The 15,074-nt window shown below is 52.3% G+C and carries 17 protein-coding genes and 1 other RNA gene; 13 read left to right on the top strand and 5 right to left on the bottom strand.

The window, feature by feature from the left end:
* Positions 1–23 precede the first annotated feature (23 nt).
* Entirely contained in the window at positions 24–764 is a 741-nt protein-coding gene (locus tag NMK_RS09165; protein WP_109015481.1) for a hypothetical protein, read from the bottom strand.
* A gap of 94 nt (positions 765–858) precedes the next feature.
* Positions 859–1,824 (bottom strand): thymidylate synthase, encoded by a 966-nt coding sequence (locus NMK_RS09160; protein WP_227871443.1) that lies wholly within the window; start codon positions 1,822–1,824, stop codon positions 859–861.
* A 150-nt stretch (positions 1,825–1,974) separates the two neighbouring features.
* Here NMK_RS09160 and NMK_RS09155 point away from each other — a divergent pair, with 150 nt between their 5' ends.
* The 10 genes from NMK_RS09155 to NMK_RS09110 all read left to right on the top strand — a co-directional run bounded on the left by NMK_RS09155 (position 1,975) and on the right by NMK_RS09110 (position 10,145).
* The gene (locus tag NMK_RS09155; RefSeq protein WP_109015480.1) at positions 1,975–2,382 is read left to right on the top strand and encodes an SH3 domain-containing protein; all 408 of its coding nucleotides are present in this window, start codon (positions 1,975–1,977) and stop codon (positions 2,380–2,382) included.
* A gap of 113 nt (positions 2,383–2,495) precedes the next feature.
* Complete coding sequence (locus tag NMK_RS09150; protein ID WP_109015479.1) at positions 2,496–3,227, top strand: TerC family protein; 732 nt, start codon at positions 2,496–2,498, stop codon at positions 3,225–3,227.
* A gap of 17 nt (positions 3,228–3,244) precedes the next feature.
* Positions 3,245–4,429, top strand: coding sequence for a hypothetical protein (locus NMK_RS09145; RefSeq protein ID WP_109015478.1), 1,185 nt, complete (start codon positions 3,245–3,247; stop codon positions 4,427–4,429).
* Between the two features lie 16 nt (positions 4,430–4,445).
* Positions 4,446–5,084: a TerD family protein gene (locus NMK_RS09140; protein ID WP_109015477.1), complete on the top strand. Its 639-nt coding sequence runs from the start codon at positions 4,446–4,448 to the stop codon at positions 5,082–5,084.
* Between the two features lie 5 nt (positions 5,085–5,089).
* Positions 5,090–6,034, top strand: coding sequence for a hypothetical protein (locus tag NMK_RS09135; RefSeq protein ID WP_109015476.1), 945 nt, complete (start codon positions 5,090–5,092; stop codon positions 6,032–6,034).
* Entirely contained in the window at positions 6,019–6,753 is a 735-nt protein-coding gene (locus tag NMK_RS09130; RefSeq protein WP_109015475.1) for a VWA domain-containing protein, read from the top strand. Before NMK_RS09135 ends, NMK_RS09130 begins: the two co-directional genes overlap by 16 nt.
* A gap of 122 nt (positions 6,754–6,875) precedes the next feature.
* Entirely contained in the window at positions 6,876–7,181 is a 306-nt protein-coding gene (locus tag NMK_RS09125; RefSeq protein WP_109015474.1) for a hypothetical protein, read from the top strand.
* A complete protein-coding gene (locus NMK_RS09120) occupies positions 7,174–7,821 on the top strand; it encodes a ribonuclease H family protein (protein WP_227871442.1) in 648 nt (215 codons plus the stop codon). The genes NMK_RS09125 and NMK_RS09120 overlap by 8 nt, the downstream gene beginning before the upstream one ends.
* A gap of 204 nt (positions 7,822–8,025) precedes the next feature.
* On the top strand, positions 8,026–8,295 hold the full coding sequence (locus tag NMK_RS09115; RefSeq protein WP_109015473.1) for a hypothetical protein: 270 nt from the start codon (positions 8,026–8,028) through the stop codon (positions 8,293–8,295).
* A 203-nt stretch (positions 8,296–8,498) separates the two neighbouring features.
* The gene (locus NMK_RS09110; protein ID WP_109015472.1) at positions 8,499–10,145 is read left to right on the top strand and encodes a methyl-accepting chemotaxis protein; all 1,647 of its coding nucleotides are present in this window, start codon (positions 8,499–8,501) and stop codon (positions 10,143–10,145) included.
* Positions 10,146–10,196: 51 nt separating this feature from the next.
* Here the strand turns inward: NMK_RS09110 and NMK_RS09105 are convergent, their stop codons facing one another.
* Both NMK_RS09105 and NMK_RS09100 read right to left on the bottom strand, forming a co-directional pair.
* The gene (locus NMK_RS09105; RefSeq protein WP_109015471.1) at positions 10,197–10,484 is read right to left on the bottom strand and encodes a hypothetical protein; all 288 of its coding nucleotides are present in this window, start codon (positions 10,482–10,484) and stop codon (positions 10,197–10,199) included.
* A 53-nt stretch (positions 10,485–10,537) separates the two neighbouring features.
* Entirely contained in the window at positions 10,538–10,963 is a 426-nt protein-coding gene (locus tag NMK_RS09100) for a chemotaxis protein CheW (protein WP_181376217.1), read from the bottom strand.
* Between the two features lie 93 nt (positions 10,964–11,056).
* Here NMK_RS09100 and ssrA point away from each other — a divergent pair.
* The 3 genes from ssrA to NMK_RS18275 all read left to right on the top strand — a co-directional run bounded on the left by ssrA (position 11,057) and on the right by NMK_RS18275 (position 13,395).
* Positions 11,057–11,438, top strand: a transfer-messenger RNA (tmRNA) gene (gene ssrA, locus NMK_RS09095).
* A gap of 19 nt (positions 11,439–11,457) precedes the next feature.
* Positions 11,458–11,904, top strand: a complete 447-nt coding sequence (gene smpB / locus NMK_RS09090; protein WP_109015469.1) for an SsrA-binding protein SmpB — start codon at positions 11,458–11,460, stop codon at positions 11,902–11,904.
* Positions 11,905–11,955: 51 nt separating this feature from the next.
* Entirely contained in the window at positions 11,956–13,395 is a 1,440-nt protein-coding gene (locus tag NMK_RS18275) for a DnaJ-like cysteine-rich domain-containing protein (RefSeq protein WP_146187154.1), read from the top strand.
* 41 nt (positions 13,396–13,436) lie between these two features.
* Here the strand turns inward: NMK_RS18275 and NMK_RS09075 are convergent, their stop codons facing one another.
* Positions 13,437–15,044, bottom strand: coding sequence for a PcfJ domain-containing protein (locus tag NMK_RS09075; RefSeq protein ID WP_109015466.1), 1,608 nt, complete (start codon positions 15,042–15,044; stop codon positions 13,437–13,439).
* Positions 15,045–15,074: the final 30 nt, after the last annotated feature.

Below are 15,074 nucleotides of genomic sequence, written 5' to 3'. Positions count from 1 at the left end.
GTGGAGCCTTTTTACTTTGACGCTCAGCTGCGATAGTGTTGCTGGTTAGTCCGGCGGGCTCTATCGTATGGTTTAAGAACTTCAAGCAGGCTCCCTAAGCCGGCCAATTGCGGGTCGTGCTCTTTCGGTGCAATAGCCCCCTGCTGCAACCAAAGCGACAGCCACTCAATGGGCACCGCCAGACCATCCCTAGCCTCGTCGAGGATGCCGGGCGTTACAGGGCCTTCAATTTTGCTCCAAAACGCGCCGGAAATGCAGCGAAGGGCCTTGTTAACTGGGAGCAAAGCATTCCAGGTGAGATAAAGTAACTCAGAATCCCGGCGGCCATAATTTGCGGCGGAGACGGCGTCCCGAAGTTCACCTGATTGGCATCCCTTCAAAACCAACTCACGATAACCGTGGGTAGGTAGGCAAACGATTTCGCCTGTCTGTTCGAAGTAATGAATAATCCAATGCGATTCGCTGGATAGTAGCCAACCAGGGCGGAGAGAGGGCCGGTCGGCCTTGATGAGTTCAGCCGCGCAATTCCTCACACGCTGCTTTTCAACCTTAAAATCGACCTTAACGCCTCCTTCGAGGATGTAGTCAACGCCGCGAGCCCACCATTCACGGTCGTTGCGGAGGTCGTGCCATGGGGACAAAGCAAAAGGTGGGAGTTGGCTGAAAAGCCGGGTTAATCCGGACTTTTCTTCCTGAATACTGCGGTCGAATACAAATTGACGGCCAGCAGCTTGCACTCCTGGCTCGGCGATGCGTTCTGGCATAAAATATCCAATAGGTATGGATAAAGTATACCATAGAATGCATGTTTTTGTAACATGAAGAAAGGCCGTCACTAGGACGGCCTGGAGTTTCGGCTTATGCAGCCATTTTTAGTTTAATGCCTGGATGTGACACATACCCTTCCAACTGGATATCGTCCGGTTCGATTCGCGCGAATGCTCCTGGAATTTCGTCCAAGGTCACCGTCTTAATGTTGTCGGACAGAATCAGCTTAGGTGAAGCGAAATGCTCACGCGAAAGCATTTCCTTAATGCCCTCAAAATGCGACTCGTAGGCATGCGTATTCGCAAACTGACAAACAACATGTCTGGGCGTGTACCCGGAAAGCCGCGCCATCAACGCAAGGAATATCGCAGTCATAGGGACATTGAAGGCAAGTGCACTATCAAATGACCTCTGACTGAGGACAATATTGAGCTCCTTCGTATCCTCGAAAGGAACTAGGGTGTACGAAACGTGGCACGGGGGTAACGCCATCAAATCCAACTCTGCTACATTCCACCCAGACACGATAATCCGGCGGTCGCTGGGATTGGTTAGGATTGTACGAAGCGCGTTTTCCAATTGATTAATCGAACGTTCCATCCCATAAAGACCGGCTACAGGGTCATACATTACCTGCTTGAATCCTTCGTTTAGGAGATGGTCACGCTCAACCTGGTCGACGAAGCGACGGTCACGCCAATCAGTCCACTGCGCGCCATATATGCGACCCAAAAAGTCCTCTTGACCTTTTCTGTGCCGATTGGCAAGCCAGGCTGGAGTTTCATTAGCATTCGCATCCCAAACAGTGCAACCAATCGAGCGGAAGTCTGCCGCGCTTTGATATCCCCGGAAAAAGCCGAGCAATTCACCTTTGCACTGCTTGAATGCCAGTTTTTTTGTCGTGATTGCCGGGAATCCATCCGCAAGGTCATACACCAACTGGTAACCGGGGACTGCCCGGCAAATTTCACCGGTACGTTTGTTGAGTTGGTCAACACCATTCTTCATGATGTGACGCAACATCTCATGAAAATTTTCCATCTGAGCTTCAGCCATGATTATTCCTTTAGGTAGTTAGAAAGATAAAGCCACATCAAATTATAGGCCTCAAGCAGTATATGCTATTCTACGTTATAACATGCTCAGCCGCCAGCAGGTCTATACGTTCCTAGGAAGTCATTTTTAAAGGACATTAGGAGCATTCTTATGGAACAAGCAGCAACACGTGCGGGTAATATCCGTCACAATCTGGATGAGGGGCTGATTCAGGCCCAAACTAAGGAAAACGTTACCCGCCTGGAAGGCCGCCGAGGTGAGCTCAAAAGCTTAGAAGCGAATAAGCTCATTGAATATAAGAAAGCACTCGATGATGGGAACGCACATCTTTGGTCCAAGGTCCCGAAAGGCGACAGCTGGGTGGACCCCTACATTGATAACGAAATCGAGCGGCATCTTAATTACTATTCGAAGGCTAGGGTGCTCGAGCTTCCTATTCAAGGGAATCGATTCATCCTCGTCTATGGCGATGCCGCCGATGACTCATTTACCAATGGCACCGGCCCGTTTGAGTCTTTTGAAAAGGCGGCTTCATGGTTTAATAACGGAGGAAGATAGTTAACTCTTTGCCCGGGCAATTGCTCGGGCTTCTTCATTGTTAATTGACAAAACACGCTTAATATAGTATGATGATTACTCATACCCGTTAACAAGAAGGAAGAGGGACTATTATGTTTGGTATTGATTGGGCCGCATTGTTCAAAATCGTCGGCATCGACATTCTCCTTGGTGGTGACAACGCCATTCTCATTGCTCTGGCCTGCGCTGCGCTGGCCCCTGAAGTTCGTAATCGTGCCGTGATGTTCGGTACTGCCGGCGCCGTCGTGATGCGCGCAATTCTGTTGGTCTTTGCGAGTTTTCTCATGGGTATGAGCTATGTGAAGTTCTTCGCTGGCGCCTACTTGCTTTATGTCGGCTACAGTTTACTCAAGGAAGGTGATGATGACGAAAACGTCGATGCGCCTGACCGCTTGTGGGCCGCTGTGAAGACTATCATTATCGCCGACCTCGCCATGAGCACGGACAACGTTTTAGCTGTTGCAGGCTCCGCACAAAGCGCTGGTGCCCATAGCAACCTCTATGCGGTTGGCGGCATCCTGTTCTCCATCCCCATTATCGTCCTGTTCTCTCAAGCTATCATGAAGCTTATGGACCGCTTCCCGGTCATTGTGTGGTTCGGTGCAGGCTTGCTGGGTTGGGTGGGTGCGGAAATGATGATTACCGACCCGATTCTGACTGATTACATCACCCGTGTGCATATGACCATGGGCGGTTACACGGACCTCTCCTACAAGCTCGCTGGCTTCGTTGCTGTGGTGTTCACGGTTGCCGCAGCACGCCACATCAATAAGCGTGGTGAACTCGCTGCTGAAGCAGCGCATCCGGCCAAGGCTGAAGCCTAATCGAAAGGCAATCCATTATGATGCCAACTAACTTAGGTTCTTCGAGCGGCGTTATCAGCGCTCAAACCCTGGAGTCCATGCCCAGCACGCTGGTGTTCCCGCAGAACTTCCCGGTTCAGCTGGAGCAGTCGCAGCTCGCCGCACTGACCCAACGCATTACCGCGTTCGACTTCAATACGCTGCCGCTGGTGCAGATTGCGACGCTCGGCCACGAACCAGAAATGGCACTCAGCAAATCGCTGGATGGCTTTTTGGCGCGTATCGAGAAGCAGGATAATCCGCAAATCTTCAAGCTGGTTGCAGCGCTGAATACCGCCGTCGAGCAAGAAAAGCTGCCGGAACTGGCAGCTCAAATCATGGATGCCAAACCCACGCTGGGTGAACGCATCCTCGGTATGTTCAGTAAAAAGGCGCTGAACAAGGCACTGGACCGTGCTTATGAAGAAACCCGCCGTATTGCCTCCGGCAAGTCCAAGAAACTTTCCGACCTGATTGGTGAGCAGGAATCCAAACTGCGTACCGAAATGGGCAAGGTGGCCGAGGAACTTCGCCAGCTGGACCAGGTGAAAGCCCGCTATCGCGATAGCTTCCAAGCGTTTGCCATCGAGACGCTGTTCATCAACAACGTTCTGGAAAAGGCGAGGGTTCAAGCCCAGACTCTCCTGGATGGCCAAGATGTTCAGTTGCGGTCGGAAGTACAAGACAAGCTGCAGGCACTGGAATCCCGTGCCTTGGCACTTGAAGCCACGCTGACAAAATTGCCGGCAGACCAGTTGGTGATTCGCCAACTCCAGAATGCAGGTGTTTCGACCCTGCAGGAGCTGGCCACCACCATGGCGTCACGCTTCAATAGCATCAAGATGACGCTGCTGACCATTCACGGTGCTCGCATGGTGCAAGACGTCCAGCGCCTGGGCCAGCAAGGTGCCGACCTGGATGCCAACCTGAACAAAGTCCGCTCCGTATTGATGCACGACGTTGTCGGCACTGCGGCGCATGCGCCCGGGAAGAACCGCGAAGAGCAGGCGAAACAGCTCGAGGCAGTGGTGGCCGATACCAAGGCGCTGTACGAACTCTCCGAAAGTGCTCGCGCTATCAACCAGGAAAAATTCAACCAGGCGCGCGCAATTATGGCGAAAGCACGTGAAGACATGCTGTCGCTCGGCCGGAACATGAACCCATCGGCGGAATTCCCGCTGTAATAACAAGGAGCCTCAAATGGCAATGCTTGAACTCAATCTGTTAAAACAAGGCGAAGACGCCCCCAAACTGAGCCTCTCGCTGGACAAGGGTGAACGCTTCAAGGTTCGCCTGTCGTGGGAAGGTGATACTGACCTCGACCTGCACGGCCTGCTCGCTATCAACGTCGGTCACGGCGCCAAGGTTTCCTCCTTCGGCGACATCCTCTCCACCTACAACGTGAAGCGAACGATACGCGGCCAGACCGTGGGTACGCTTGAAAAGTCTGCGGATGGCACCTTCGAGATTCATGGCGGCGCACTCACCCACAGCCCGGATGCCCTCGAAGGCGACAGTAACGACGGTGATGATGAATGGATTCTGATTAATCCGGACCGCCTGACGCCGCCGCAGCAAGGTGCGATTGAAATTCCACTGGTCGCCATGATTCACCCGCAAAACGCCGGCCGCACTTTCCGCAACGTGAAGAATGCTCGCGTCATTGTCGAAAACTCGACCGGCGAAGAGCTACTGAACGTCAGCCTGTCTGACCAGTTCGGCGAATTCGTTGGTGTGCAGATGGGGTCCATCATGGTCGAACCGTCCGGCTCGTCCTTTGTCGGTATTGGCGTCGGCTTCAACAGCGACTTCAATCAGGTTCTGGCTCACTTCTCTTAATCCAAATGGCCGTCAAGCCCACCATTATCGGGAACACAGGCGCCGGTCGCCCGGCCCCGACAAATCTTGGCGGCCTGAATGTGCAAACTTCACCAACCGCTCCAGAGGTTAAGCCCACGGTGCTCCCCTCGACGCTGCCGCCAGGCCCCAAGGTGGAGGTGTCCGCCTCCTCCCTTCCAGGCACCCCGCGCAGGCCGATTGAGGCAACACTGGAAGAATTGTCGACGGCACTACCTGAGGCTTCCCCGGATGCGTTAGTGCGCATACGTGCAATCTTGCAAGGGGTCTCGCCTCAAGCGTGGAATACGCCAGCATGGCTCAACTACGGGGTGGAGTCACAGGAGCACGTTACCAGCCTCCTTGAGCAGCGCTTAAGCGTTCTGAACCAGGATGCCTTGAGAGCCACCCCGCAACATTTCCTACAGCTTAAGAACCTGTTGATGGAGGTTCTGGACGCCCTAAAGGGTGGCCTGATACGTCGCCCAGGAAAGCATGGATGGGAAAAGCATGAAGGGGAAATTCGGCAATTGGCCGGCCTGCTGGATAAGGCCAGTAATCAGCTCTTTGAGGTTGTCACCCAACTGACTGACATTGAAGCTCGTAGCCAGGAGGTGTTCCTCCAACTCAACGCCCTCGTCTTGGCCGCCGAGTACCTGGTTGGTCTCTTGCCAGCAGATAAGGTCGCTCTGGTCCACCAGCGTCAATTGGCGCTTACATCGTCACAAGCGATGCTCCAGGAGCACATTCTCAGTATTGGTAATGACGTACATCGGGTTCAGGAGTTGATTGGGCTGGTGCAGGACGGCGCCCTGCTAAAGCTTCCTGCGGTTTACACACAACTCGCAAACCTTCCTGATAAGGCAAGCGAAACACAACGCTATCTGGCCGTCGACAAGCTCGACGACCTGGTACAACTTTTTGAAAGGAAACACGCATGGCTCTCGTCGTAAATCTGGAAAAATCCGCACAAGCGCTGGTACTGAGCCTCGAGAAGGCGGGTATTACCCAGCCACCAATCCTGGAGGTCGGGTTTGGCCTGGACGTATCAAAGTCCTTCGAGGACGAGCATCGTTCGGGAATTACGGATGTGCTGCTGACGCGCCTGGTGCCATGGGGGCTGGCCTTTGACCCCGATAAAAAACTCGACTGCTTCACTTTCAGCGATGGTCCGGCACATGTATGCGACGTCGGTCCCGTAGACGCCTCCAATTACCAGGGGTTCATCCCCCGCAAGGTGGTTAACAAGGTGATTGGCTGGAACGGTGGCACCGATTACTCCTATCTCTTGGAAAAGATGCTGACGCACTTCGGTTGGCGCCAGCCTGAGCAGCCTGGATTCATTAAACGACTCTTTGGCGCAAAACCTGTTGAAACGGTTGAAAAGCGACGCTCACTCATTATTGTTGCGACCGACGGCGACAACTACGACCCAGACCGCACACGGATGGTTCTGGAAGAGTCGCAAGCCCGCAAGGATGAAGTGTATTTCCTCTTCCTGGGCATCTCCAACCAAAAGGTTAAATTCGAATTCCTCCGCTCCATCGGGGATGTCTTCGACAACACCGGATTTGTGCGCATTGAAGACTTGCATGGGTTTGTTGAGAAGTCAGACGAGGAACTCAATGAACTCCTCATCACCGATGAACTGCTCAGCTGGTTGAAGCGATAACCAATCCGCCCGGCAGCCTAGTTTGCCGGGCATTTCTTCTTAGCGTCACAGCCTGCATAGACGGGCCTTTCCTTGACAAAAAAGGCAATATATGGTCTAATATCATTATTCAGGAGACCTATATGAGCAAAGAACAAGCATCCACTCCAACCGAGGAATTCGTCGTTCCGGAGGGAATCCAAATCAAGCAGGTGTACGGCAAGCTGACTGGCAAAACCTTGTACACCGTGGAAGGGTTCGAGATGCCATTGCAAGGCACCCCGGAAGCCGCCGTTCGTGTTTACACCACCCTCAAGCAAGCATACGAAACAGGTTACTTCTCAGGTGGGGTCGTTAAGAAAGAGCGCGCCGCCAAAGCTGCGGCAGAAGCCGCTTTGACTTCGGCCGCCGTAGCCGAAAAACAAGAACAGGAACTCGAGCATGTCTAACTCATCAATGGCTGCTGTGGCGCTGGCGAAAGCAATTGCAGCGCTCGAACTCATTGCCGCGCCAGCACGGCCGGATGGCACCTATAATCGCTGTCGTGAGGCTTGTGAGCAGTTGGCGCAGGAAACCCTGGACCACATAAGCTCACTTATGACTACGGCAGCGCCTGCCCCGGCGGTTGAGGTGAAGGTGTCCGGGCGTGTGCTGGTTTATTCTGACGGCGGCTGCAAAGGCAATCCAGGCCCTGCCGGCTGGGGTGTAGTGGTGGTTGATGAAGCGACTGAAACGGTACTCACTGAGGCCGCAGGCTTCATCGGAGTGGCGACCAACCAGGTGGCCGAGATTGTCGCCGCTACAGAAGGATTGTCTCGTGTCCCCGAAGGCACCGAGATTGTGCTTATCTCTGATAGCCAGTACACCTTGAAAGGCTTGTCTGAATGGCGAACTGGATGGGTTAACCGTGGGTGGCGGACCGCATCTGGCGACCCTGTAGCTAACAAAGAGCATTGGATGAAGCTCTTTGCGGTTGCTGATAAGCGCAAGGTTACGGTGCGCTGGGTTAAAGGGCACGCCGGCGATGTAAATAACGAGCGTTGCGACGCGCTGGCCGCCAATATTATCGCGTCGACCGTCGATATCTGATACTCTTCCCGGTGGGCAGGAGCCGGAAATCCTGCCCGCGCAGCACTTCAATACCGGTTTTCTGCATTCTTGTATATACCATTAAATAGAAGTTATGGATTGACATAACATGCTATTAATGGTAAACTTCATGGATTGGTTGGCAAGAGAATTTGCCTCAAATCAAGTGAAATAATTTGAATCAAGATTGCAGAGGATAGGTAGATGACGATTAGTTCTGTTCAGAATGTTCAGCTGGTCAAAGGTAGCGATGTCATTGAAATCAAGCATTCGCGCCAAGAAGGTATAAAGCTCCCCAAGTTTCTAGCAGGGGGCGACTCTGTAAAGGTTGTAAGTTCCGTCGGTCGCTGTATCTTAAAGGATGCCCGCTGCATGTCAGTAGCGGAAGCCGAGCGAACGGTTAAGCAAGAAGTGGCCAAACTGGCCAAGCAAGGCTGGGCACTAGTGGCTCCGCCAAACGCTGTTGACGCTTAAATCTACATTATCCAAACTACCAAGCCAGCTTCTCGCTGGCTTTTTTGTTTTTAGTCTAAATGTGCAATTCATTCGAATTTCCTTATATAAGACAATGCTTAACTAACAAGATAAAAATATCCTAAATAGTTACGCCAAGAGTCGCAAACTGCGATATACTGAAAAATGTGCAAAAGTGAAACACATCCATTTTCAGGGCTTATATGCGAAACAACCATCCCGTCACTGCAGTAGAAACGTTTCTGCCGGAAGGTGAATTCATTTATTCACGAACCAATCTCAATGGCGTCATCGAAGAGGCGAACGAGGCATTTGTGCATGTCAGTGGGTTTGAGCGCGACGAAATGTTGGGTCAGCCTCATAACATCGTGCGACACCCCGATATGCCCGAGGAAGCGTTTGCGGATATGTGGCTCAACCTCAAAGCAGGTCGACCGTGGCGAGGCGTCGTTAAGAATAGGCGAAAGGATGGCGGTTTTTACTGGGTTGTAGCTAATACCTCCCCTGTGCGAGATGGCGGCCAAATCATCGGGTACCAGTCTGTGCGCTCAAGGCCTACCCGAGATGAAGTTGCGGCTGCAGAAACGGCCTACAAGAAAATCAAAAACGGTGACAAGTCCTTGTGCATTGAGGATGGCCGCGTTGTTCATCGCCGCTCAAGTGCTGCCGCTAAACTGGCCTCTATGAATGTTCAACTGGGGCTGATGGGCTATCTTATGTTGTCGGCGAGCACCTGGATGGTATGTGAGTGGTATCGCCACCTCTCGAAAGCCGTGAGCGTCAGCTCGGTTGGTATTGGCGGGCTTGCGATGGTTGGGTTGCTTTACAGCTTCTATTTCCTTTATTTCTTCACTCCCAGGGTAACAGGGGACTTGGACCGCCTGGCAGCCTGGTTGGAATCTCTGCTTGTCACCGGTAACCTGGGGAATCGCCTTAACCTGAATCGACGTGACCAGATTGGGGTCATTGCCCAACGCGCAGACCGAATGGTCTCCTCGCTGCAAGCCACCATCCAGGGGATGGCAGACGTATCTCACCAAGTAGAGAAGGCTACGAAGGCAGTGGACAAGGGTATCCGAGTCGTTGAGGATGCCGCGCATTATCAAAGCGAATCGACCGCAGCAGCTGCCGCAGCCGTCGAGGAAGTGACAGTTTCCATCGGCGAAGTCGCATCCAACGCAAAGGAAACGCAGCGTAACGCGCAGAAGACAGTGACGTTAGCAGCCGCCGGCGCCGAGCTGTCTGCGCGCGCTACTACAACAATTCTTGAAATGGCGACGTCCGTTAAGCTGTCAGCCAACCAGGTGGAAGCCCTAAGTCAGAGGTCAGAAGAAATCAGCCAAATTGTTGGGGTTATCGGGGATATTGCGGACCAGACAAATCTTCTCGCACTGAATGCTGCCATCGAAGCCGCCCGCGCTGGGGAGCAGGGCCGAGGGTTTGCGGTTGTAGCCGACGAGGTCCGAAAACTCGCAGAACGCACCGGTAAGGCCACTCGTGAAATCAGCGACATGATTGGCAGTATCCAACAGGATACCAAGTCAGCCGTCAGCGGCATGCGTGCCGGTGCCACTCAAGTTGAGGATGGGGTTTCGCTAGTACGGCAGGCGGAAGAAGTGCTCCGTACAATCAACACGGAGATGACCAAGACCGCAGAGATGATTACTGAAATCTCCCATGCATCGACCGAAGAAGAGCGTGCATTGACTGAGCTTGCGCAGAATGTTGAGCAGGTGGCTAGCATGACCGAACAGAATGTGAGCGTAGTGCATAACACCGAGACACTGGTCGACTCTCTCTCCAAGCTGGTGTACCGGATGGAGAAAGCTGTTAAGCAGTTTACGCTGTAGCGAGATGAAGTGAGCCGTCGAACCTTTAAGGAACGACGGCTTGAGGTTGTATTACTTTGCGATAGCGGTATGCAGCGCGGAGGTCGCGCGCAGAATTTCAGCCGGTGATGCCGCCAGCAACATTTCCGAGCGGCCATGCAGGGCATAATCCTTTATCGACATGGAACGCCAGGCCGGATGCGGCCGATTACTCATCAGCTGCCAGTCGTGCTTATCGCTGGCACGTCGATGTACCGCCACATCAATTGAGCAGGTTAACCCACTCCCCCAGCAAGCTTGCGCAACAATCCGGACTTCCGAGCCATCAGGACGATGATGCATGTGTTCAACTGTAGCCATAACCTTCTCCTATATTTCCTAAAATTAACGGTCCCACTGACCGGTATAGCTGTTTAATCGTCTGGCTTATATCGAGACAGGACCGACCCCATATCGAGGACCTGGAGAAGACGGCCATCATCCAGGTCGGCAATGGATTTGAGATGGCCGCTCGTTAGCATAGGAGGTGCTTGGCGTAATTTGGACTCATCCAGCCTCACAATGTTGTCAACGGTATCGACAAGCATGGCCAGCATTCGACTCTGATGCTCCGCAACAATCATGATGGTGTTGTTTGAGGCTGTTTCTTGCCCCATCAATTCTGCTAGCGCAAGGACTGGGATAATCACACCGCGCAACGAAACCATCCCCTTCACCCCGACCGGCGCCGAAGGAACAGTCGTTAGTACAGGCGTTTGCAGAATTTCACGCACATCGAAAATGTCCATGCCATACAGCTCCCGAGAACCGTATGCCTTGGACGTTCCCAAGGTAAACATCAACAACTCAAGCCTAGTCATGCTTGAGGATTTAGTATCAGAGCCTGCGCGCGAAGTGAACATGGGTAAGATTAAGAGGGATGGATTGTTAAGTATAGAAATAGTTATTGACAAAACTGTCTATTTTGTATATACTGCTTGAATCGTTGTAATTCCTCTGGAGTTAAACGGCGTTGGAAGGGGGTTCGATTCCCCCCGCCTCCACCAAAAGAGCTGTCGGTTTGCCGGATGTCCACTAATACTGGAATGGCCTACTAACCTAACAACTCTTCTGACGGGGGCGCCAGGCTTCGACAGCGTTGGGAGATGAAGGCGGCAACGGCAGTAGGCGAACACTGCGGCACTTGTGCCATGAAGTAGCAAAAAAGTATTCGCAAACGACGAATCTTATCGCCTGGTCGCTTGACCAAGCCGGGGTTTGAAGGAGCCTTGTTAAGCAATTCCTTCACAGAGGCCCCTTAACTGGGGCTTTTGTTTTTTTCAAAGGACAAAACATGGAAACCATTGCTGAAAATCGTCAGGCGCGTCACAACTATCACATCGAGGATACATTCCTTGCAGGGATGGTTCTTGAAGGCTGGGAAGTGAAGAGCATCCTCGCCGGCCGCGGCAATTTCGGCATGGGTGGTGCCTTTATCGCCATACGTGATGGTGAAGCATTTCTTGAAGGTACCCATCTCACCCCAGATGCGCATGTTCAGCGCAACGCACTGAACGGCGTTTCTGCTGTTCGCACCCGTAAGCTTCTCCTCAATCGTTCCGAGCTTAACAAACTTCAAAAGAAGGTTGTGGAGCGCGGCTACACCATCGTCCCATTGGAAGTACAGCGTGAAGGCGCCGGCCGCAAGCTCAAGCTGCTCATCGGCCTTGCTAAGGGGAAGAAGCAATACGATAAGCGCGCAGACCAAAAGGCGCGTGACCTTGAACGCGCTGGCGGATAACCCTAAAATCAAGGCATACTTCACTTTTTAGCTAACTTTCGAAAGAGCAATATGAAAAACGAAGTGGTAGCAGCTGATACTGAAACAAAAGATGAATATGCCGGCTTAGCGCGCAAGGAAATTCAACGGTTCATCCAGCGCTCCACTCGCTTTGAGCCAGAAAATGTTAGCTTTAGCAGTGACAATTGTCTCGACGTCACATTCGAGGTAAGAGTCCGCCATGTCCTTCAAATGGGCACCAATCACTCTACCTACACCGGTATTGTCGAAGCGAATCCTGGTGATTATGTGGTGCAATCTGCGGGTGAGTACGACGCTACGGTTACCAGCCTCATCTCAGAAGCGGTAAATAATCCGAACATTCTTGCCAACCTCGCCCCTCAAATTGTTCAGGAGGGCTACGGCGCTTATCGCGACCAAAAGAAGGTCGGACATTATTCAAAGCGGGTGATTCGAACTTACACCTGCGCTCGTTGTTACGGCGATGGGGAATATAACTGCACTTATTGCAATGGAACCCGTAAGCAGTCTTGCTCCTGGTGTTATGGCACAGGGTATCAAACGCGAACCATCACTACCTATGATTCGAACGGTCACGCTCAGACAGGCCATCGCAGAGAAGCTTGTATGTATTGCGATACCACCGGCAGGATGACTTGCAACACTTGCCGCGGTCGAGGGAAGCTCACCTGCGGTGATTGTGGAGGTCATGGCCGTTTCACCAATGTGGCAGAGGCCGAATACTTTCTCAAGCCTGATTACAAAGTCGTATCGATAAACGTAGATGACGCCGATGTGACCTATGCGCTCACTGTTCGTGCTGACCTGCCGACAGTAGTTAATTCTGTAGCAACATTGCTCCATCGGGACGTTGTTCGGGATGAGCCAAGACGCTGCGTTACCGAGCAAGCAACCTTCTCTACCAAGGTCTACAAGAGCGATGTGACCGTATCCAGCGAGACCTCCAAGATGGTGGTCTATGGCAACAAGTGCGCAATCGCCGACGCCGGAACCCTGGTAGAACAACTGGTCACCCCTGACCTCGAGGCGCTGGAGCTGACCTTGCTGTCATTCTCAATTTTCAATATCAAGAAGATGTTTGGCCTGGCGGGCGCTGGAAGGAGCTTCATGCAATCGGAAGTGCATCAGCAAGCCGTCGAACATGCCCCAGCATCCTTCCATGTCGCGGCCGACTTAGCACCGCTGTCGGATAAGTTGGCCAAAGCGCTGCAGCCTGAATATCTGTTACGCGCGCTACTTTCGCTGAAGCAGATGAAATCCGCCATCAAGTCGACCTGGCTTCTTCTGTTTTTGGCTATTACATCCGTTGTCCTTTTATGGAAGGGCTTGGGGTCCAACCAGGCTGTGGACGTGACGGACCTGATGGTAAATGGGGTGGTGATGGTCGGGATGGCCTGGCTCATCAGCGCCATGATGTCCTGGTGCCACATCCGCTGGATTGGTGGGAAGCGACTAGCCAAGCTCAAGTAGCAAGCAAAGAAAAAAGCCTCGTCATTGACGAGGCTTGTACTTCAGAAGGGAATTTCCATGGCCATAAAATCATCATTTTGCGCACGGAAATTCTCGAAGGGCACCTCAGTCAACGCTTGATGATGCGTCATTGACTGCGGCCCCTTCAACACAACGTTATTTTCCATCTTGGGAAGCTCGGCCGCATTACAACGTTTAGCGACCTTTGTGGCTAACTGCCTTACCTCCTGGTCGGTTACTCGTGAGTTTCCCTGGCCATAGAGCTGAGCAATAGTCCACTTCGACTTCTGCAGCTTTAGCTCCAGAGTCGCCACTCGAACTCCCTCCTTACTCTTGATGGAGTAAATGCGAGAGCGGTTCTTGAAGCAATACTCCGAGTACCCGCCGACACAATGGCCCATTGAGTCGCCTTCATCCCAGAGTGACTCTGTATCGTTGAGACTGGTCGCCACAAACGATTTAGAGACGACCTCCTGGATAACCGGAGCCCATGCCCATTGATTTCCACTTTCCCGCAGTTTTTCACGGCGCTCGCGCTGAATCTTGCGATGCCATTCTTCTTGCCTGCGTACGAGACTTTTCCAGGTAGCTCCCTTAAACACAGAAAGCGACTTACCACATTCAGCCCGAAGAAAATCAAAGATGAGCGGAACGTAATGATTCATTTCTGATGCTTTTGCCTTGCGCTGCTTATAGGTTTCAGCAACTATCTTGGCCAAGCCAGGCATGAAAATGCTCGTTGAGTGGTGCCATAACGAAAGAACAACAGGAACCTTACCCACCTGAGCATCAGCTAAATCCGTTGCAAGTTTGGCTGAGTGATACCAGGATTCCCTTGGGAACCGGCGGGATACCGTCCCCCATCCTTGTTTGGTAAGCCAGCGCCAACCCTTTGCCGAACCGCCCGCCATGATGAATTCATCACGCGCTTCCTGAAATACAGTGCTCTGTGCGTACACCTCCTCACCCCTATTGCAGTAGCGAATAAGATACGAAGCCAAGTTAGGTGCCTCTTTGATACGCGCTTCAACATCCACACGATTAATCATGCATGCGTTGTAGCAGCTCAAAGTAGGAGAATTACCCTGGATGCGGATACTCAAACCAAATACAGCCCGGTCAAGAATATTGCAATCCCAAATTCGCTTTTGTACCGTCTTAGCTTCAACCCGGAATCCATGCTTTCGCGACCACAAGGCAACGGGCATGTTCTTCACCATCCACTTCCAGCACTCGGAAATAGATTCACGCGCACTATAGCTAAGGGTGATTCCCCACGATTCAGCTTTTAAAAACACTGTCTCCATCACCTTCTCCCGGTAAACATAGAGCAACGAGTCATAAGCCAAATCCACCAAATGATGCCCCAGGCTTGAAACGTAACGGCGGGGAACTACGGACCCAACAACTGTTCCATCCCCTTCCCGGCGAATGAAATGTCCACCATAAAGCTCGATGTAGCCGTCCACGCAGACCTGGAACAACCGAGGTTTTTCGTTAGCAAGATAGTTACGAAATAGCGCGCGTAATGCCAGCGCAAAATCACGCCATACAAGCTTTTCCTTCTTGGAAGAGAATTGCAGGCCTTCCGCCTGCAATTGAATAAAATCCTGCAAAGCGGGAATAATTTTAATATCGTCCTGATTCATTTCGGTCTCCGAAAATTAATATGTCCAGTC

The organism is Novimethylophilus kurashikiensis (assembly GCF_003112435.1).
GTDB lineage: Bacteria > Pseudomonadota > Gammaproteobacteria > Burkholderiales > Methylophilaceae > Novimethylophilus > Novimethylophilus kurashikiensis.
This window is presented reverse-complemented; position numbering and strand designations above follow the sequence as displayed.